The sequence below is a fragment of the Mesorhizobium loti genome, from assembly GCF_003148495.1.
Classification (GTDB): Bacteria; Pseudomonadota; Alphaproteobacteria; order Rhizobiales; family Rhizobiaceae; genus Mesorhizobium; species Mesorhizobium loti.
Genome location: NZ_QGGH01000005.1, coordinates 1 through 17,996, shown reverse-complemented (window position 1 = coordinate 17,996; position 17,996 = coordinate 1). Strand labels below are relative to the sequence as shown.

At 62.1% G+C, this 17,996-nt stretch carries 18 protein-coding genes, 1 pseudogene and 1 riboswitch; of the genes and pseudogenes, 5 read left to right on the top strand and 14 right to left on the bottom strand.

What is annotated here, in order from left to right; all coding sequences use genetic code 11:
- Nucleotides 1–15: 15 nt before the first annotated feature.
- From C8D77_RS19790 to C8D77_RS19755, 8 genes are all read right to left on the bottom strand, one after another.
- Nucleotides 16–1,491, bottom strand: coding sequence for a nucleotidyltransferase family protein (locus C8D77_RS19790; RefSeq protein ID WP_109666859.1), 1,476 nt, complete (start codon nucleotides 1,489–1,491; stop codon nucleotides 16–18).
- Nucleotides 1,488–2,180: a glycosyltransferase family 2 protein gene (locus C8D77_RS19785; protein ID WP_245468679.1), complete on the bottom strand. Its 693-nt coding sequence runs from the start codon at nucleotides 2,178–2,180 to the stop codon at nucleotides 1,488–1,490. Before C8D77_RS19785 ends, C8D77_RS19790 begins: the two co-directional genes overlap by 4 nt.
- On the bottom strand, nucleotides 2,165–2,917 hold the full coding sequence (locus tag C8D77_RS19780; RefSeq protein ID WP_109667690.1) for a glycosyltransferase family 2 protein: 753 nt from the start codon (nucleotides 2,915–2,917) through the stop codon (nucleotides 2,165–2,167). Before C8D77_RS19780 ends, C8D77_RS19785 begins: the two co-directional genes overlap by 16 nt.
- A gap of 55 nt (nucleotides 2,918–2,972) precedes the next feature.
- The gene (locus C8D77_RS19775; protein ID WP_164548555.1) at nucleotides 2,973–3,725 is read right to left on the bottom strand and encodes a glycosyltransferase family 2 protein; all 753 of its coding nucleotides are present in this window, start codon (nucleotides 3,723–3,725) and stop codon (nucleotides 2,973–2,975) included.
- Nucleotides 3,722–4,771 (bottom strand): serine kinase, encoded by a 1,050-nt coding sequence (locus C8D77_RS19770; protein WP_109666854.1) that lies wholly within the window; start codon nucleotides 4,769–4,771, stop codon nucleotides 3,722–3,724. The genes C8D77_RS19775 and C8D77_RS19770 overlap by 4 nt, the downstream gene beginning before the upstream one ends.
- 44 nt (nucleotides 4,772–4,815) lie before the next feature.
- Nucleotides 4,816–5,244, bottom strand: a complete 429-nt coding sequence (locus C8D77_RS19765) for a PqqD family peptide modification chaperone (protein ID WP_109666852.1) — start codon at nucleotides 5,242–5,244, stop codon at nucleotides 4,816–4,818.
- A gap of 121 nt (nucleotides 5,245–5,365) precedes the next feature.
- Nucleotides 5,366–6,466: an FAD-binding oxidoreductase gene (locus tag C8D77_RS19760; protein ID WP_109666850.1), complete on the bottom strand. Its 1,101-nt coding sequence runs from the start codon at nucleotides 6,464–6,466 to the stop codon at nucleotides 5,366–5,368.
- A gap of 32 nt (nucleotides 6,467–6,498) precedes the next feature.
- A complete protein-coding gene (locus C8D77_RS19755; RefSeq protein ID WP_109666847.1) occupies nucleotides 6,499–7,746 on the bottom strand; it encodes an aromatic ring-hydroxylating oxygenase subunit alpha in 1,248 nt (415 codons plus the stop codon).
- A gap of 114 nt (nucleotides 7,747–7,860) precedes the next feature.
- Nucleotides 7,861–8,062: riboswitch (cobalamin riboswitch) on the bottom strand.
- Between the two features lie 503 nt (nucleotides 8,063–8,565).
- Here C8D77_RS19755 and C8D77_RS19750 point away from each other — a divergent pair.
- The 4 genes from C8D77_RS19750 to C8D77_RS19735 all read left to right on the top strand — a co-directional run bounded on the left by C8D77_RS19750 (nucleotide 8,566) and on the right by C8D77_RS19735 (nucleotide 9,628).
- Nucleotides 8,566–8,766 (top strand): DUF680 domain-containing protein, encoded by a 201-nt coding sequence (locus tag C8D77_RS19750; protein ID WP_109666845.1) that lies wholly within the window; start codon nucleotides 8,566–8,568, stop codon nucleotides 8,764–8,766.
- A 71-nt stretch (nucleotides 8,767–8,837) separates the two neighbouring features.
- Nucleotides 8,838–9,050, top strand: a complete 213-nt coding sequence (locus tag C8D77_RS19745) for a DUF680 domain-containing protein (RefSeq protein ID WP_109666843.1) — start codon at nucleotides 8,838–8,840, stop codon at nucleotides 9,048–9,050.
- 70 nt (nucleotides 9,051–9,120) lie between these two features.
- Complete coding sequence (locus tag C8D77_RS19740; RefSeq protein WP_109666841.1) at nucleotides 9,121–9,321, top strand: DUF680 domain-containing protein; 201 nt, start codon at nucleotides 9,121–9,123, stop codon at nucleotides 9,319–9,321.
- 70 nt (nucleotides 9,322–9,391) lie between these two features.
- Nucleotides 9,392–9,628: a DUF680 domain-containing protein gene (locus C8D77_RS19735; protein ID WP_109666838.1), complete on the top strand. Its 237-nt coding sequence runs from the start codon at nucleotides 9,392–9,394 to the stop codon at nucleotides 9,626–9,628.
- Between the two features lie 77 nt (nucleotides 9,629–9,705).
- Here C8D77_RS19735 and C8D77_RS19730 read toward each other — a convergent pair whose 3' ends face one another.
- From C8D77_RS19730 to C8D77_RS19710, 5 genes are all read right to left on the bottom strand, one after another.
- A complete protein-coding gene (locus C8D77_RS19730) occupies nucleotides 9,706–10,818 on the bottom strand; it encodes an ABC transporter ATP-binding protein (protein ID WP_109666836.1) in 1,113 nt (370 codons plus the stop codon).
- A 41-nt stretch (nucleotides 10,819–10,859) separates the two neighbouring features.
- Complete coding sequence (bglA, locus tag C8D77_RS19725) at nucleotides 10,860–12,524, bottom strand: beta-galactosidase BglA (RefSeq protein ID WP_109666833.1); 1,665 nt, start codon at nucleotides 12,522–12,524, stop codon at nucleotides 10,860–10,862.
- A 4-nt stretch (nucleotides 12,525–12,528) separates the two neighbouring features.
- Nucleotides 12,529–13,683: a carbohydrate ABC transporter permease gene (locus tag C8D77_RS19720; protein WP_109666831.1), complete on the bottom strand. Its 1,155-nt coding sequence runs from the start codon at nucleotides 13,681–13,683 to the stop codon at nucleotides 12,529–12,531.
- 1 nt (nucleotide 13,684) lies between these two features.
- Nucleotides 13,685–14,698, bottom strand: coding sequence for a carbohydrate ABC transporter permease (locus tag C8D77_RS19715; protein WP_109666829.1), 1,014 nt, complete (start codon nucleotides 14,696–14,698; stop codon nucleotides 13,685–13,687).
- Nucleotides 14,699–14,963: 265 nt separating this feature from the next.
- The gene (locus C8D77_RS19710; protein WP_109666826.1) at nucleotides 14,964–16,319 is read right to left on the bottom strand and encodes an ABC transporter substrate-binding protein; all 1,356 of its coding nucleotides are present in this window, start codon (nucleotides 16,317–16,319) and stop codon (nucleotides 14,964–14,966) included.
- 363 nt (nucleotides 16,320–16,682) lie between these two features.
- On the opposite strand from C8D77_RS19710, the gene C8D77_RS19705 reads away from it, so the two are divergent.
- Nucleotides 16,683–17,705: a LacI family DNA-binding transcriptional regulator gene (locus C8D77_RS19705; RefSeq protein WP_109666824.1), complete on the top strand. Its 1,023-nt coding sequence runs from the start codon at nucleotides 16,683–16,685 to the stop codon at nucleotides 17,703–17,705.
- 12 nt (nucleotides 17,706–17,717) lie between these two features.
- Here the strand turns inward: C8D77_RS19705 and C8D77_RS19700 are convergent.
- A pseudogene (locus C8D77_RS19700) lies at nucleotides 17,718–17,996 on the bottom strand (LysR family transcriptional regulator); the annotation flags it as partial.

Sequence of the window (17,996 nt, the reverse complement as noted above, 5' to 3'; positions counted from 1 at the left end):
GGATGCTTTCGCTCTTCAGCCAACCGGCGAGAACTCCGCCGACAGCAGCTGGAAAGGCAAGGCGCCATAGGCAGCCACTGTGGCCTCGTCGTTCCATTCGCGAAACTGACGCGACGGTCGCGCTTCGAGCGTCAGGGCATCCCGCGCGCCGTCGAGCGTCACCTTGCCGCGAAAATGCAGCACGCGTTCCTTGCCAGATCGCCGGATGGCCATGGCGCGCAGCCGAGCGATATGGTCGTCACCGGCATTGATTTCCATTTCGATGCGGCGTCGGACCGGCGGAACAATGATCCTGACGGTGATATCAAGCATCATGTCGCCGGTCGCTTGCGGACAGGCGATGGCCTGCGAGAACGACAATGGCGCCGGTGCGGCTTGCGGCTTGCGAGCAGCCGGTCTGCCGCGCCAGGCCTTGGCGGGCGGCTCCTGTTGCAACCGGCCCTTCTTCCGCTTCAGGCGCAATTGCTTGGCAAGCCCGCGCGACAGCCAGACAAGGCCGCCGAAATCCGTGCGCGGCTTGGCTTGCAGAACCGACGACCAACGCGACAGGCCAGCCCGGTCGGCCATCTCGAAGATTCTGGCCAGTGTCGGCTCCGGCACGGCAACGCCGATCTCAAAGGCCAGATAGGATAATGCCACCGCCGCCGGAACGGCCAGGCCGCGTCTGCCGACGATGTCGAGGAACACGTCCCAGTCGACGTCTCCGCCATGGATGGCGACGGCGCAATCGACAAGCCAGTCGCTATGGGTGTGGGCGTCGAGGCCGCCATGGGCGATGGCCAGGGTCATGCGATCGGCCGGCGACGGCACGAAGACCGCGACACCGCTGAATTCGGCCGGGATCGCCCGTTGCCAGATCGCCAGATCGTCTTCCGCGCTCGTCTGCGACCCGTCATAGCCGAGCTGGTGCAGGTCGATGTCGCCGAAACGGCCCTTGAAGAAATTCATCGACCGCAGCGACGCCAACCGTGTTTGCAGATATTGCGCGCTGACGCCCGAGGCTATCTGCCAGTCGCGATCGCGCAGGATGTCGAAGGCGGCAGCCATGTCGCGCGGGCGCACCAGTATGTCGATGTCATGCGCCACCCGGCCACGCTGCGCCGACGCATTCAAGGCAATACGGCTGGCGCCCTTTATCAGCATGATGTCGACGCCGCCGTCGGCCATTGCCTTCAGCGCCGGCTCGGCCTCGCGCATCGCCATGCGCGACTTGGTCCACAGCATCTTCTGCAGGCCAACAAGGCGCGGATAGGCGGAATGGCCGGCAAGCTTCCTGCCGAACCTGTCGGAGATGGCAGCGAGCAACCGGTGTTCTCTAAACGAGACAAGGTCGATGTCGTTCTCGTCCAGCCAGCGCGCGGCGCAGCCAGCGGCTGCGCCTTCATCGGAGAGCAGCGCCGCCTTGAGCAACTGGTCGAGCTGGCCGGTCGGCCAGGACCAACCATAGTCCGGGAAGCGACGGCCGATGCGGCGAACAGGCCTGGCTTTCAACGGGAGCCCGCCTTGTTTTGGGCTCGCCGCTGCATGGCGAGCCTTGCCACCTGGAGATAGCCGCGGTCGCGTTCCGGATCGCGGCCATAGGAAAGGCTGCCCGGCCTGATGCGGCGCAATGCAAGTACGTCGTCGAGCATGGCAAGGACAAAGCCTGCCTCACGAACCCGGGCGATCCAGTCGATCATCTCGCCGCGGCCGCCTGGTGGATCGATGATGGGACCGACGGTCGGCACCACCTCTTGGCGGATCATCATCGTCGTGCGCGACCAGCCCGCCACACTGGCCGCCTCGGGCAAATCGGGCCTGTCACCGCGAAACGTCCGCCAGTGCGTAAAAACGCCTGCTGTTGCGGGATGACGGTCGAGATAGCCCAGCTGCTTTTCGATCTTGTCCGCCAGCCACAGGTCGTCGGCATCGAGCGTCGCGACGAACGGAGTCGAGAGTGCGGCAAAACCCTTGGTCGTGGCGCTTCCGGGCCCCGCATTCTCTTGCCGCAGCACCGTCACCGGCAGGTTCATCGCGTCGATCACGGCAGCCGTATCGTCGGTCGAACCGTCATCGACCACGACGATGGTCTCCGCCTTTACCGTCTGGGCCAGAACGGAGTTCAGGGCCGCGCCTATGGTGGCGGCCGCGTTGAAAGCCGGAATGACGACGCCGTAGCCTGCCATTACAGGAATCGCCACTGCGCGAGATCCTTGAAGTCGAAGATTCCCTCCACTCGGCGCAAGTTGGGGTCGGCCCTGCGACGCTTCATCGACTTGTGAATGGCGCGCATGAACTCGCGAAAGGGCACATCGGCTTCCTTGGTCATGTTGCCGGGATGACGCCTGTAGTAGAGAGCCACCGTATCGGGCATAACGTATTTTGCTTGGCTCTCAAAGATACGCAACAGATAGTCGGTGTCCTCGGCCTGTTTGAAGTCCTCGTCGAAGCCGCCGATGCGCTCGATGAGGTCTCGCGCAAAGATCCCGGCCGACAGGTGAATCCCTCGCACGGTGATGGAGTGGCTGTCGGCGGCCGGTTCCAGCGTCTCGCCATCTATCTTGTCCACCAGCGTCATGCGCGAATAGGTCAGGTCGAGGCCAGGATCCTCTTCGAAGCAGGCGAGATCCGCCGTGAAGCGCCCCATCGGGGAGATGTCGTCCGAATCGAGAAACGACACCAGGCGAGTCTGCGGCAGCAACTGTTTCAGCCCGGCATTGCGCGCCTTGGTGACCCCGCCATTGGTCTGCTGGAAAAGACGAATGCACGGGGCCTCGTCGATGAACGACCGCACGACCGCCGCCGAGCCATCGGTCGACCCATCGTCGATGACGATGATGTCGAGATCGATATTTTCGCGTTGCCTAAGCAGTGAGCGCAGCGCGAGGCCAACGAATTGTTCGCGATTGTAGACCGGCATGATGACGCTCAGCCTCATTGGCGACGCCATGACCGTTCCGGGCTTGGCCGATGCGATCCGATCGTGTGGAGCATCATAGCATCTGCCAATCAGCGGGACTCTTCAGTTCGAAGATTCCCTGGACCTCTCGCAGCGACGGATCGGCCTTGCGCCGTCGCATTGACTTGTGGATCGCACGCAAGTGGTTGCGGACCCTGCCACTATGCTCCTTGGTAACATTCCCGGCGTGGCGCCGGTAGTAGATCGCGACGGCGTCCACCAATTCGTAGTTCGGTGCCGTTTCGAAAACGCGCAACAGATAATCAGTGTCCTCGGCCTGCTCGAAATCCTCATCGAACTGGCCCATCCGGTCGACAAGCCCCCTTTTGAACAGGGCGGTGCCCAGCGAAATTCCACGAAGTGTCATCGTGCGGCTGTCGGCTGTCGGCTCCAGCCGCTCGTCGTCGATCCGGTCGGCCAGCGTCATCAGCGAATAGGTCAGCTCGAGGCCGAAATTGGCTTTGAAGCGCGCGAGATCCGTCTTGAACCGCCCGGCCAGCGAGATGTCGTCAGAATCCAGAAACGACACGAACGCGGCGTCCGGCGGCAGTTGCCGCAGCCCGGCATTGCGCGCCTTGGCGACGCCCATGTTGGATTGCTGGAACAGGCGGATGCAGGGGGTCTCGCGCATCATCGAACGAACGGCCTCCGCCGAGCCGTCGGTCGAACCGTCATCGATGACGATGATGTCGAGATCGGCGGCGTCACGCTGCCGCACCAGCGAGCGCAATGCCGAAACGACATAGCGCTCGCGATTGTAGACAGGCATTATCACGCTCAGCTTCATGAAGCGCTCCGCGCGAGAAAGTCCGCGATCGTGCCGGCTATCTCCTGTGGCTGCGTTCCCAGCGACAGACGGTAGCATGGCAGCAGGCGGGTCAGGTCGCTGAAGAAGCGAAAGCCGCTTTCCCGCTCGCCCGGCATCTGCGCAATGCCGGATGGCGCCAAGGCAATCATGGCATCCCTGCGCGACACCGGCATGATCGAACTTGCCCCGCCACCACCGATATGTGGCACCACCAGCGCAACGATGTCCAGAGTGTCAGGCACCGGCCGAGGCGCAATGTCACCAATGTGAAACGTATGCTTGCCTTGCCAGTTAAGCGGACCATGGGCCGGCAGGCGGTTCTTCAGCCCAAGCCGCGCAAACCCCTGGGGATCCTGCTTGAGTGTTGCAAACAGCGGGCAGGCAGTCACGCCGTTGGCGAGGTCGATCAGCACATAATCGTCACCGACGCTGTCCAGGCCGTTGAGGAGGCCGGCAGCGACGGTCCCGGATTTCCCGGCGCCGCCCGCGCCGGCCAGCAGCAAGCCCTTGCCATTGGCGCCGAGCGTGCCGGCATGGGCAAGGCGCATGCCGCGCGCCGCATATTCCCAATGCAGGAAAGCCCGCAGCGGCGCTCCCGGCTCCCACGGTGGAAAGGCGTCGGCCGAGGCCATCAATTGCACGCCAACGCGACGTTGCGGATCGTAGAACTGCCAGAAGTCGAGATCGTGAAAATGGTGGCCACGCAGCCCGGTCTCAGCGAGCCGCTTGGCAAAGCCGTGCTCGGTGAAATGCGCGTCGCCCCACTTGGCCGGCTCGGGGATGCCGGGGATGCCTGGATGAACGATGAAAATGCGGCAACTGGACGTTTCAGGTTGATCGTCCCTGGTCTCGACAAAAGCATGGTCGAGCGCATCCGCCAGCACGCCGGGGCCGAGATGCGCGGTAAGCTCCAGCCGGGGCAGGCGGATCTTGCGCGCGACAGGATTGTATGCGGCCGCGCGCTCAGCGGCGGCGATGAGATATCGGGCGTAATCCGGCAAGGTTTCGAGAGTGACGCGCGACATGGCCAAGTCCAGCGCCCTTCTATCGCGATGCAACCGGCTGCTCGTCAGGATGCCTGCTTGACCGCCGGCCAGCCAACGGGTTCCTCGACCTCATGGATAGGATCCACGATGATGAGGTCCGCCAGGTCGTCGTGAACGCTCACGGTGAGCGGCTCGCTCGTGGCGGCAAGCTCGGCAAGCAATTCGCTGGGCAGCGGCTGCGGTGGCGCATCCAGGCAAACCAGCAGCCCCAGTTCGAGCAATTGCGATACGAAGCCTTCGAGTTCAGCCCGGCCTATCGTCGAGGCGCCAGCGGTCAGCCCGATCAGAACCTGGGCATCGACGCCAGACGATAGCGCTTGCCAGATTCTGCTGCCCGAATCGGAAAATCCGAAATACTTCCCGCTCGAAAGATCGAGCACGACGGCTTCGCCGTCGAAGGATTCAAAAACAATGTCCTTGCTCGAAATTGCGTATACATCGCTATGATGCATTGCTCTTGGCCCCCGCAGCTGCGCGAGCAATCGTCGGTCGGCGCGGCCGCTCAGCTTGTAACGCCTGTAAACGCTCGATTCTTTCTTGGCAAGTCAACGTGCGGCGGCGACTCCAAGCGGATTACGCCTCGATTTCGAGCGCCGAAAGCGGTTTTGAGCAACAGGCGAGGATAAAACCATCGTCGATTTCGTGATCGAGGATGCCGCCATTGTGGCTCATCTCGACGTCGCCCGAGACCTTCCTCACCTTGCAGGTGCCGCACAGGCCGAACTCGCATGCGGCGGGAATGCGCACGCCCGAGGCCCGCGCGGTCTGCAGCACCGTTTGGCCGGCGACGCATTCGGCGTCGACATCCGAAAGCGCGAAACGGATCGGCGTCGCGGCTTCGACGATAATGGCGGCCCCGTTTTCCGCCGGCGAGGTGAACGGGGCCGGGATTTCTTCCACGACAGGTGCCGCAAAGCTCTCCTGATGGAATTTTGTCATGTCGAAGCCGGCGGAGTCCAGCATGCCGCGCACGGCGCGCATGAAGGGATCGGGGCCGCAGCAGAAGATTTCGCGCTCGCGGAAATCGGGCGCCAGCAATGGCAGCCGGATCGCATCGATGCGGCCCATATGGCCGAACCAGCCCTCGCGGCTCGACCGCTCCTCGATCATGAAGCCGAGCGACAGGCCGGGCATACGGCTGCCGAGCAGTTCGAGCTCCTTGCGGAAAATGATCTCTTCCGGGCGGCGCGCGCAGTTGACGAAGCCGACATCGGTCCATGGCGCGCAATCATTCAACCAACGCAGCATCGACATCATCGGCGTCACGCCGGAGCCTGCCGAAATGAACAGATACTTGGCCGCCGGGTGGCTGTGCAGCGAAAAATCGCCGGTCGGCCCATAGGCCTTGACGTGCGAGCCCGGCGTCAGATGGTCGAACATCCAGCGCGTGCCGACGCTGCCCGCCTGCGCCTTCACCGTCACCGCGATCGAGAACGGCCGCGACGGCGAGGACGACAGCGTATAGGTACGCATCAGCGGCCCGTCGGCGGTCGGCAGTTCCAGCGTCACGAACTGGCCGGGCTTGTAGCGGAACCAGGTCTGGTTGTCGGAGCGGAAGGTGAAGGTCTTCACATCGGGCGCTTCGTCGCTGACACCGATCACTTCCAGCACCTGCAGCCTGTCGTTCCACGGTGTCATCTGGTCGAGATGGCGATAGAGGCCAAGATCCGTCATCGCATTCATCCTCTTGTCCCTTTTGTTTTGTGCTAGGCGACGCTGCGCAGCGCCGGCCGGCCGCCCTCGGCAAGGCGCGGCCCGATGAACGACGCGTACCATTCGACGAACTGGATCACGCCACCCTCATGCAGCTCCGAATAGGGGCCGGGCTCATAGGCGGGCGACAGGATGCCGAAGGCGTTTTCCTCGACGATGCGGCGGTCCTGGTCGTTGGTCTCGGTCCAGACATGGGTGAGGTCTTCGATGGTGTAATCGATGCCCTCGACCGCATCCTTGTGCACCAGCCACTTGGTCGTCACCGCCGTTTCCGTGGCGCTGATCGGCAGCACCCGGAACGTCACCGCGTGGTCGATGAGGATGTGGTTCCAGGTCGTCGGATAGTGATAATGCATCAAGGTGCCGATCCGGTCGGCGGAGACAGTGTCGGAGAGGTTCTTCTTCACCGCCAGTTTGCCGGTCATGGTATAGCTGACGGCATCGCGCAGCAGCGGCGCGCGGGTGGCGCGATACTGTCCGGCCGGATCGATGCGGAATTTGCTCGGCAGGCCTGATGCCTCGCATTTGGCCCAGTGCGCGACCATCTCAGGGTCGCTGTCGGCGCCGTTGACGCCGGTCACGGTCGGCGCTTCGGGGAAGGTCTTGCACAACTCGGGATGATTGGCGGCGCAGTGGTAACACTCGCGGTTGTTTTCCCAGACCAGCTTCCAGTTGCCCTTCTCGATGATCGTGCTCTCGAAGGCGATCTTTGCTTCGCGCAAACGGTGCGGCAAAAGATAGGGTTCGATCATCGCCCGCATCGGCGCGAAGTCCGCCGGCTCCTTGGCCAGGCAGATGAAGATGTAGCCGCCGACGCTCTCGCAGGCGATCGGCTTCAGGCTGAACTCACTCTTGTCGAAACCGTCGGCCATCTGGCGGGCAAACAGCAGACGACCGTCGAGCTCATAGGTCCACTGGTGATAGGGGCAGACGAGCTTTGCCGCCGTACCCTTCTCTGTGTTGCAGACGCGGCTGCCGCGATGGCGACAGGAATTGTGGAAGGCGTTGATCTTGCCTTGCTGGTCACGGACAAGGACGACCGGATAGTCGCCGATCTGCACAGTGATATAGCTGCCCGGCTTCGGCAGCTCGCAATCGTGGCCGATGAACAGCCAGTCGCGATACCAGATCAGCTCCATGTCGAGCTTGAAATAGTCCGGATCGGTGTAGAAGGGCTGCTCCAGAGAAAAGCCTTGCCGGCGGCTGTTCAAGAGCCTCAGCATGTCGTTGCGGATATCCATGTCCTGTCCTTGCTTTTAAGGACTGAACTGGTGGTGACGGAGGAAGGATTGGACGCAGGCCGGCAATGCGCCGGACATGCACGATCCACCTCTTGACCGCCCACCGCGATCAGTCGAGTTCAAACATCTCGGGCTGGTTTCCGGGCTCTGGAGTTGTCCTTGCGGACCATCGCGACACCTTCCCAGGCAGTTGCCCAGTGGTCTCCCGTTGCGACTTGAACTCCACCACCGTTGCGGGGGCAGCGCCGGATTCTGACCGGCTTCCCAATTCTCCGCCTCGTCGTCACGAAGCGGCACCTGAGATGGCATGATCTAACCACGACAGCGATTTCGACATCGGCATGAAAGCGACATCGTATCCATGCGGCGCGACACGCACGCGAAACGTTCCGGTTGGCGATTGCGGAGCTGAAATCCTGTCGCCGCGGCGGCCATTCCCGTCTGCAATCTCCTCGAAACCGACCCCTGACCGGGGTCAAAAAAGGTTACAGTTTCGAAAAGTGACTATTAGCTCGTTCTAAAATCGAACCGAACGGTTCGTTTCTGTTGACAGTGCGTGCAGGACGGTGTGAACGCCGGCTCAAAAACCGCCCAAGCGGTGAGTACTCGTGATTATACTAACTGTTTGATAAATATTGAAAAAATTATCCCGTGGGGAGCCTGGAGCGCAATTTCAAGCGCCTGATTCATGGTCCACATGGAACAACTTCGTGATTGGAAAAGGCAGACCGGCCCTACCACATCGGGGCTGTCCGAACGACGCGATTTCCTCCCAAGACACGCCGCTAGACGGACGGGAAAAATACTGGAGTACATAAAATGAAAAAGATCATTCTCACTGCCGCCGCCCTTCTGGCCATTTCCGGCAGCGCCTTCGCTAATGGTAGCGACCACTACGGTTCGAACGTCCCCGCAGCCACTGCTGTCGACAGCTCGTACACCGCTTCGATCAAGAAGTCGGAACCGGCTGCTCAGACGCCTGCTCAGGGCAGCGACCGCAACCTCTTCGGCAACCACTAACAGCCGAATCACCAGTTGACGGCGGGCTCGCCCGCCGCCCTGGCGAAATCCAAAAATTCAGGAGACTTGAAATGAAGAAGATCATTCTTGCTACCGCAGCCGTTCTGGCCATCTCGGGTAGCGCTTTCGCCGGCAGCGACAACTTTGGCTCCAATGGCGCCAACCAGCCTGCCGTCACTTCGGTTGACACCTCATATACGGCTTCGGTCCAGCAGAAGTCGGCTCCGGCTGAAAAGCAGCCCGTCGTCCAGGGCAGCGACCGCAACCTCTTCGGCAACAACTAACAGCGGATTCGCAGTTGACGGTGGGTCTGCCCGCCGTCCTGGCGAAATCCAGAAAATTCAGGAGACTAAAATGAACAAGATCCTTATTGCTGCCGCCGCGGTTCTGGCCATCTCGGGCAGCGCTTTCGCCGGCAGCGACAACTTTGGCTCCAATGGCGCCAATCAGCCTGCAGCCGCGGTGGACCAGTCGTACACGGCCTCCACCAAGACATCGGAACCGGTTGCTCAGACGCCTGCTCAGGGCAGCGACCGTAACCTCTTCGGCCACTAACAGCCAACCCACGCGGACGGCGGGTCTGTCCCGCCGCCCTGGAGAGGCTCGAAAAATTCAGGAGACTAAAATGAACAAGATCCTCATTGCTGCCGCCACCGTTCTGGCCATCACCGGCAGTGCCTTCGCCGGCAGCGACAACTTTGGCTCCAACAGCGCCAACCAGCCTGCCGTCACTTCGGTTGACACCTCGCACACGAGCTCGATCCGCAACAGCGGTGGCCTCGTCGAGAAGCTGCTTAATTCGTCGGGTGACGTACAGAAGTCCGCCCCTCAGGGCAGCGACCGGAATCTCTTCGGCCACTAACAGCCGAAGCTGATCTTCAGAAGAAGAGCGGCGGGCCAAGCCCGCTGCTCTTTTTACGTCCGAGACGTGGTCCTGCCTCAGGCCGCCTTTGCTTCCGGCTTTTGCAGCGCAAAGGAATGTCCGTCCGCATCGAAGATATGCAAGTCCTCGCCATTGGCGCTCAGCCGCAATGTCGAACCGCGCTTGACCTCGACATTGCCGGGCAGCTTGGTCACCAGCGGCAGATCGGCGCGGCCGATGTCGATATAAACCAGCTGGACCTCGCCGAGCTGCTCGACATAGTCGACCGTTCCCTCGAACAGATAGTCAGCGCCGCTGGAGATGATCAGATCTTCCGGCCGCACGCCGAAACTCACCGCGGTGCCCTTTGCCGAAGCCGGCGTCGTGATCGGCACGGTTGCCTTGCGCCCGCCGACATGGCTGACGACGGTCGGGTTACCGGTCTTGTCGATGGTCGCGGGTAGGATGTTCATGGCCGGCGAGCCGATGAACTGGGCGACGAACAGATTGCCGGGTTTCTTGTAGAGGTCCATCGGCGTGCCGACCTGCTCGATATGGCCTTCCTTGAGTACCACGATGCGATCGGCCAGCGTCATCGCCTCGACCTGGTCGTGGGTGACGTAGATCATGGTCGTGTTGGGCATCGATTCCTTGAGCTTGGCGATCTCGATGCGGGTGGCGACGCGAAGCGCGGCGTCGAGGTTTGAAAGCGGCTCGTCGAACAGGAACACTTTCGGATTACGCACGATGGCGCGGCCAATGGCGACGCGCTGGCGCTGGCCGCCCGACATCGCTTTGGGCAGGCGGTCGAGATATTTGGTCAGCTGCAGGATCTCGGCGGCCTGACGCACACGGCGGTCGATCTCGGCCTTGTTCTCCTTGCCGATCTTCATCGAGAACGCCATGTTGTCGTAGACGGTCATGTGCGGGTAGAGAGCGTAGGACTGGAACACCATGGCGATGCCCCGCTTCGATGGCGGCACGTCGTTGACGACTTCGCCGGCTATTTTGAGCTCGCCGGAGGTGATTTCCTCGAGCCCGGCGATCGATCTCAGCAAGGTCGACTTGCCGCAGCCAGACGGGCCGACAAAGACGATGAACTCGCCCGACTTTATATCGAGGTCGATGCCGTGGAGAATATTCAGATTGCCGTAGGACTTCTTCACCTGTCTTAGCGTGACATCGGCCATTGGTTTCCTCCCAGTAGTTTGAAATTCAAGTGATTTGAAATTCAGTCGATACGCCCGAACCAGGCGCCGTAGCCGCCGAGCTTTATGGCGCCGCTGCTCGTCTGCCCCGAAAATCCGTGTCCTGGCAAAGGTTGCAGCGATCGGTTGCCAAGGTCAACCTCGGCCGGCCTGGCGCCCAGATTGAAGACGCAGACAATCTGCTCGTTGCCGGCGCGGCGCGTGAAGGCGACGGTGTCGCCCTCACTTTCGATGAAGGTGATATCGCCCTTGGCCAGGGCCGGATGGGCGCGCCGGAAGCTGAGAAAGCGCCGGTAGTGTTCGAGCAGCGAAGTCTCGTCGCCCTGCTGGACATTGACCGCTTGCGCCAGATGCTTGGCCGGCACCGGCAGCCAAGGCTTTGCCGAGGAGAAGCCGCCGTTCTTGGCGCTGCCGTCCCACACCATTGGCGTGCGGCAGCCGTCGCGGCCCTTGAATTCAGGCCAGAAGCGGATGCCGTAGGGGTCCTGCAGATCCTCGAACCGAAGGTCGGCCTCGCCGAGCCCAAGCTCCTCGCCCTGATAGATGCAGACCGACCCGCGCAACGACATCAGTAGCGCCGAGATGACCTTGAGGTAGGCGGTCGGGTCGGCCTCATTGGCGGCCCAGCGCGAGGCCGGGCGCATCACGTCATGGTTGGAGAAGGCCCAGCATGACCAGCCGTCGCTGGCCACCTTGCCGAAGGATTCCAGCACCGAGCGGACCTTGGCCGCGCTGATCTTTTCCGGCGCCAGGAAATCGAAGGAATAGCACATGTGCACGCGCTTGCCACCGGCGGTGTAGGCAGCCACCACCTCCAGTCCGCGCTGCGAATCGCCGACCTCGCCGACCGCGGCGGTTGCCGGATATTCATCGAGCAGGGCGCGGAACCGTTCAAGGAAGCCGAGGTTCTCGGGGCGGCTCTTGTCGTAGAGATGGTCCTGGTAATTGTAGGGGTTGACCGCCGGTGCGGTCTGGTCGTTGCGCTCTTCCGGCGGCAGCGGTGGGTTGTTTTCCAGGCCCTGGCTGTGGAAGTAGAAATTGATGGTGTCGAGCCGGAAGCCGTCGACGCCGCGCTCCAGCCAGAAACGGGTGACGTCGAGCAACGCGTCCTGGACGTCGTGGTTGTGGAAGTTGAGGTCGGGCTGCTCGGCCAGGAAATTATGCAGGTAATATTGCTGGCGGCTGGTGTCCCATTGCCAGGCCGAGCCGCCGAAGATCGACAGCCAGTTGTTGGGCGGCGTGCCGTCCGGCCTGGCGTCCGCCCAGACGTACCAGTCGGCCTTCGGGTTGGTGCGGCTCGAGCGGCTTTCCTTGAACCATGGGTGGTTGTCGGCGGTGTGCGACAGCACCTCGTCGATCATCACCTTGAGGCCCAGCCTGTGTGCCTCGGCTGTCAGCGCGTCGAAATCAGCCAGCGTGCCGAACATCGGATCGACGTCGCAGTAATCTGACACGTCATAGCCGAAATCCTTCATAGGCGACTTGAAGAACGGCGAAATCCAGATGGCGTCCGCACCGAGTGCCGCGATGTAGGGCAGCCGCCCGATGATGCCCTTGAGGTCACCAATGCCGTCGCCGTTCGAGTCCTGGTAGCTGCGCGGATAGATCTGGTAGATCACCGCACCTCGCCACCAGTCGCGATCGATGGCGAGATCAGGCTTCGAGTTGGCCTTCAAAGCGGATTGCATCGTCTCAGCCTCCTTTCACCGAGCCGGCAAGCAGCCCGCGGACAAAATAGCGCTGCAGCGAGAAGAAGACGATCAGCGGCACGATGATGGTCACGAAAGCCGATGTCGTCAGGATCTCCCAGTCGCCGCCGCGTGAGCCCAACAGGGCGTTTAGCTTGGCGGTCAGCACGATCTGGTCTGCCTCTGTACCGAGGAAAACCATCGCCACCAGCAGATCGTTCCATACCCACAGGAATTGGAAGATGGCAAACGAAGCCAGCACCGGGAACGACAGCGGCAAGACGATCTTGACGAAGATCTCGAAATCGCTGGCGCCGTCGATGCGCGCCGATTCCATGATCTCGCGCGGCAGGCCGGCAATGTAGCTGCGCAGCAGGTAGATTGCGAAGGGCAGGCCGAAGCCGGTATGCGCCAGCCAGATGCCGAGATAGGTTTTCGACGGCATGCCGAAGAAAGAGCCGACGCCGTTGTAGAGTTTCAACAGCGGGATCAGCGACATCTGCAGCGGCACCACCAGCAGGCCGATGATGACCGCGATCAGCAGCGCCCGGCCGGGAAACCGCATCCAGGCCAATGCATAGGCGGCAAAGGCGGCGATCAGGATCGGGATGACGGTCGCCGGGATGGTGACGGTCAGCGAGTTCATGAACGACCGTCCGATGCCCTCCGAAAACAACACCGTCTTGTAGTTGTCGGTGGTGAATTTCGGCGGCGCCGACGAGGCATAGTAGATGCGCTGGCCGCGATCGCCTTCGAACGCCTTGGGCGAGGCCATGACGAAGCTGCCGTCGGCGTTGAGCAGCAATGTCACGCCGTCGCCGAGATCGGCTGTCGTGCCGGCGGGATATTGCGTCGGTGCCGCCGATTTGACACCGAAGGCGCTGATGTTGCGGGCAGCACCGTCACCGAAGATGTTGCCCTGAAGGACGAACTTGCCGTCCTTTTCGACTTGCGTAGAGGCGGCCGGCAGCCGGCCGGCTTCGGTCTGGGTGGAGCTGGAGAACGAATTCCACCAGCCCGAGGCGATGATCTGGTTTTTGTCGCGCAGCGACGAGACCAGGATGCCGAGCGTCGGTATGGTCCAGATCGCGACGAAGACAAGCACGGCGATGTGGACGCCAAAGCGGCTGGCGAAGGAATTTCCGGTCGCAACGGCCATCTCAATGTCCTCCCGTCTCTTTGTTCGCCTGGCGGATGTTCCAGACCATGATCGGAATGACCGCGATCATGATGATGATGGCGATGGTGGCGCCACGGCCGAAATCGCCGCCGCCACGGAACATCCAGTCGAACATCAGATTGGCCAGCACCTGGCTGTTCCACTGGCCGTTGGTCATGGTCAGCACGATGTCGAACACTTTGAGCACCAGAATGGTGATCGTGGTCCAGACGACGGCGATGGTGCCCCAGATCTGCGGCACCATGATCTTCCAGAAGATCTGGAACGGATTGGCGCCGTCGATAACGGCGGCTTCCAGTGTTTCCTCGGGAATGCCGCGCAAGGCCGAGGACAGGATGACCATGGCAAAGCCGGTCTGGATCCAGATCAGGATCACCATCAGGAAGAAATTGTTCCAGAACGGCAGCGATATCCAGACCTGCGGCTGGCCGCCGAAATGCTGGATGACGGCGTTGAGGATGCCGATCTGCGTCTGGCCCTCGCCACGATACTCGTAGATGAATTTCCAGATGACGCTGGCGCCGACGAAGGAGATTGCCAGCGGCAGGAAGATCAGGCTCTTGGCGATCGTGCCCCACCAGATCTTGTCGGTGAGCACGGCGATGATCAGCCCGAGGAAGGTGCAGGCGGCGGGCACGACCGCCAGCCAGATGATGTTGTTGAGGATCGAGTTGCGGAACTCGCGGTCGCCGAAGGCCCATTCGTAATTGGCCAAGCCGACGAAATTGATGCCGCCGCGATCGAGGAACGACAGCCGTAGCGTCTCGACCACCGGATAGATCAGGTAGATGGTCAGGATGATCATCGCTGGGCCAACAAACAGCCAGGGACGGACCAGCCCCTGCCGGCGCAGATTGTCGATGGCCGCGGCACCGGCAACGCCGCGCGACGGGAATATCAGGTCGACCAGCTTGTTGGCGCCCCAGAAATAGGCGACGCAACCGCCGACGCCGACGATGATGACGAAAATGGCCGAGAAAATCTGAGCCGCCATGGGTCCCTCCCCCTGCGCATCATCAGCCAAAGCCGAACGGTCCGGGCGGTGAGATGCGCCGATTCAGTTGTTCAGAGCGCGATCGCCAGGCAAGACGGGTTTTCCCTTTTGCTGATCGCGCTTCATGCCGGATGTCTGTGTGCTCATGATAGTCGCTGCGGCACGGGCCGCCGGTCGGATCCGGGCCTCCAGGGCCCGGATCCACTTGGGATGGGATAGTCCAAACGTCCAGCCGAACGATCGGCTGCTTAGCTCCGTCGGCCGCCTACTTGATAGCGTCCCAGCTCTTCTGGATGTCGGTGGCGACATCCTGCGCGGACTTGCCGCCGACCAGGTCGATCATGCCGGTCCAGAACGCGCCGGCGCCGATCTTGCCGGGCATCAGGTCGGAACCGTCGAAGCGGAAGGTCGAGGCGTTGGCGAGGATTTCGCCCTGCTTCTTCAGCGCGTCGCTGGCGTAGGCATCCTTGTTGACCGACTTGAGCGGCGTCACGAAACCACCCTCGGCCATCCAGATCTCATGGGCGAGCGGCATCTTCAGGAATTCGATGAACGCGCGGGCACTCTTGCTGTCTTTCGTGATCATCGCCAGCGTACCGGCGCCGAGCACGGGCGTGCCCAGTTCAGGCTTGGAAGCATAGGGCGGGAAGTAGAAGAAGTCCGCGTCCTGGCCGACCTTGGTGCCTTCCGGGAAGAAGGTCGGGATGAACGATGCCTGATGGTGCAGGTAGCATTTCGGCGGCACCGAGAAGAGGCCCTTCGGGCTGTCGCGGAAATCGGTCGCCGCAACCGCCTTGGCGCCGCCGTCGACCATCTTGTCGTCGGTCGCGATCTTGCCGAAGATGTCGATGGCGTTGACCACCGCCGGATCGTTGAATGGGATCTCGTTCTTCACCCATTTGTCGTAGACTTCCGGAGCCTGGGTGCGCAGCATCAGGTCTTCGACCCAGTCGGTCGCCGGCCAGCCGGTGGCGCCGCCGGAGCCGAGGCCGATGCACCACGGCTTGCCGCCGTCGGCAATGATCTTCTTCTCGAGATCGGCGAGTTCTTCCTGCGTCTTCGGAACCGTGTAGCCGGCTTCCTTGAAATTGTCCGGTGAATACCAGACCAGGGACTTCACGTCGGCCTTGTAGGGGAACGCGAAGAAGCCCGGCTTGCCGTCCTTGTCCTTGAAGGTGCCGAGATCGACCCATGACTGGCCGGCGCCGTAATTGTCCTTGACCCATTTCGCGGTGTCGTCGCCGAGGGGTGTCAAAAGGCCCTTCGATGCCAGGTCCTGGATCAGGCCCGGCTGTGGCAGCACGGCGATGTTCGGCGGGCTGCCGGCCTGTGTGTCGATGACGATCTGCTGTTCGTAATTCTCCGAGGAGGAGTATTTGATCTCGACGCCGGTGGCTTCCGAGAAATAGTCGAGAACGCCGCGCACCAGGCCTTCGTCCTCACCGCGCCACGGTCCGAAGATCGTCAGCGTCTCACCCTTGAGATCGACTTTCTTGAGCTCTTCGTAGTTCGCCCAGTTGAAGCGCTTGTCCTCACCCGGTTTGAACTTCAATTCGGCATGCGCGGGCGCGTTCAGGGCGAGCGTGGCAAACGCAGCACCCAGCAAAAGCATTTTCTTCATCGGTATTCCTCCCAGTGGGTCACACACACCGGACGGAACCTCCATTCCGCCCGCCGACGCCGCAGGACTGTGACTCAGTCAGAAAGGAACCGCAACCTTTCGAAGAGTCTTCCAAAGCGCTTTGGCTTTTTTGATCTCGCCATTGAATCGCCTGGAAGTCAAGAGGCTGGCGAGCTAATCGATTTAACTTCGCGCATTTGCGGCAGAAAAAGTGCACTGCAACATGCTTTTATGGCAGCGCAGCAGCAATTCTTGTTTCAAACCGGCCCAAACCGCGTCTATGGTTCATCCTCCTATGGACCGGCCCCTACGGCACTTGGGTCGATTCAATTTAAAAGCGCTTTGAGGGAATGGAGACCTTTCGTGAACCTCAAGCAGCTCGCCCATATGCTGGCACTTTCGCAGACTACGGTAAGCCGCGCTCTGAACGGCTATCCCGAGGTCAACGAGGAAACGCGAAGGCGGGTGATGGATGCCGCCAAGCGCCATGGCTACCGCCCCAATCCGAGCGCGCGCCGGCTGGCGACCGGCAAGACCGGTATGATCGGTTATGTCCTGCCTACCGGTGCCGCCGTCGACATCGATCCGCATTTCGTCGAGTTCCTGTCCGGCCTCGGCGACTACGCCCGCTCGCACGAACTCGACCTGGTGCTGTCGCCGGCCGACGCCGACGACCAGGAGACGACCTACCGACGCATCGTCGCCAACCGGCAGGTCGACGCCGTCTACATCTCCTCGCCAAGGCCCGCTGACCGGCGCGTGGCGCTGGTCAACACGCTCGGCATTCCCTTCATCGTCCATGGCCGCAGCGAAGGTTTCGATTTCGACTATGCCTTCACGGACATCGACAATGAGGGCGCCTTCCGCGAGGCGGCCAGGCTGCTGATCCAGCTCGGCCACCGGCGGCTGGCGCTGATCAACGGTGATGATCGCGAGACCTTCGCCATCCATCGCGAACGCGGTGTGCGCCGGGCGCTTGCCGCGAGCGGGCTGACATTGGGCGAGCACCATGTCTGCTCGGTTGATATGACCGAGGAGAACGGCTATCGCGCCACCAGGCGTTTGCTGGAAGCGGGCGATGCGCCGACGGCGATCGCCTGCTCCAGCCTGATCATGGCGCTGGGCGTCGTGCGTGCGGTGCGCGACCTTGGCCTGAGCATTCCGGGCGACGTGTCGCTGATCGCCCATGACGATGTCTTCCCCTGGCTGAGGCCTGAGAATTTTTCGGTGCCGCTGTCGACGACGCGTTCATCCATCCGTCTCGCCGGCGCCCGTGTCGCCGAGCGGCTGGCGGCACGGATTTCGGGACTGGAGGAGGGCGCCCGCGGCGAGGTCTGGCCGGTCGACCTGGTGGTCAGGGGATCGGTTGCCGGCGCGCCTGCCTGAGGTCAGAACCGGCTACGGCTGACCCGTCGCCTCGCGCGATACAGAAAGCCCCGCGAGAAGCGGCGCGTGCGCGGCGAGCCTGCGGGATACGAACTCCGTGAAGAGCCGCACGCGCTTCGTCTTGCGCGTCTCCCCCTGCGTGAGAAGCCAGAGCGTTCCGTACATGTGCAGCTCGGTGCCCGGCACCCTCACCAGCAGGGGGTCGGCATCGCCAATGAAGCACGGCAGTGTCGTCATCCCGAGCCCTTGCCGTACAGCAACGATCTGCGCCTCGCCGTCCGTGGTCCTGAA

What these genes read in the sequence shown, in the direction of transcription:
- C8D77_RS19740 (WP_109666841.1), top strand. Translation starts at nt 9,121, where the DNA reads ATGAACAAGATCCTTATTGCTGCCGCCGCGGTTCTGGCCATCTCGGGC.
- C8D77_RS19780 (WP_109667690.1), bottom strand. Translation starts at nt 2,917, where the DNA reads ATGAGGCTGAGCGTCATCATGCCGGTCTACAATCGCGAACAATTCGTT.
- C8D77_RS19775 (WP_164548555.1), bottom strand. Translation starts at nt 3,725, where the DNA reads ATGAAGCTGAGCGTGATAATGCCTGTCTACAATCGCGAGCGCTATGTC.
- C8D77_RS19765 (WP_109666852.1), bottom strand. Translation starts at nt 5,244, where the DNA reads ATGCATCATAGCGATGTATACGCAATTTCGAGCAAGGACATTGTTTTT.
- C8D77_RS19720 (WP_109666831.1), bottom strand. Translation starts at nt 13,683, where the DNA reads ATGGCCGTTGCGACCGGAAATTCCTTCGCCAGCCGCTTTGGCGTCCAC.
- C8D77_RS19750 (WP_109666845.1), top strand. Translation starts at nt 8,566, where the DNA reads ATGAAAAAGATCATTCTCACTGCCGCCGCCCTTCTGGCCATTTCCGGC.
- C8D77_RS19760 (WP_109666850.1), bottom strand. Translation starts at nt 6,466, where the DNA reads ATGACGGATCTTGGCCTCTATCGCCATCTCGACCAGATGACACCGTGG.
- C8D77_RS19735 (WP_109666838.1), top strand. Translation starts at nt 9,392, where the DNA reads ATGAACAAGATCCTCATTGCTGCCGCCACCGTTCTGGCCATCACCGGC.
- C8D77_RS19715 (WP_109666829.1), bottom strand. Translation starts at nt 14,698, where the DNA reads ATGGCGGCTCAGATTTTCTCGGCCATTTTCGTCATCATCGTCGGCGTC.
- C8D77_RS19770 (WP_109666854.1), bottom strand. Translation starts at nt 4,771, where the DNA reads ATGTCGCGCGTCACTCTCGAAACCTTGCCGGATTACGCCCGATATCTC.
- C8D77_RS19755 (WP_109666847.1), bottom strand. Translation starts at nt 7,746, where the DNA reads ATGGATATCCGCAACGACATGCTGAGGCTCTTGAACAGCCGCCGGCAA.
- C8D77_RS19730 (WP_109666836.1), bottom strand. Translation starts at nt 10,818, where the DNA reads ATGGCCGATGTCACGCTAAGACAGGTGAAGAAGTCCTACGGCAATCTG.
- C8D77_RS19710 (WP_109666826.1), bottom strand. Translation starts at nt 16,319, where the DNA reads ATGAAGAAAATGCTTTTGCTGGGTGCTGCGTTTGCCACGCTCGCCCTG.
- bglA (WP_109666833.1), bottom strand. Translation starts at nt 12,524, where the DNA reads ATGCAATCCGCTTTGAAGGCCAACTCGAAGCCTGATCTCGCCATCGAT.
- C8D77_RS19745 (WP_109666843.1), top strand. Translation starts at nt 8,838, where the DNA reads ATGAAGAAGATCATTCTTGCTACCGCAGCCGTTCTGGCCATCTCGGGT.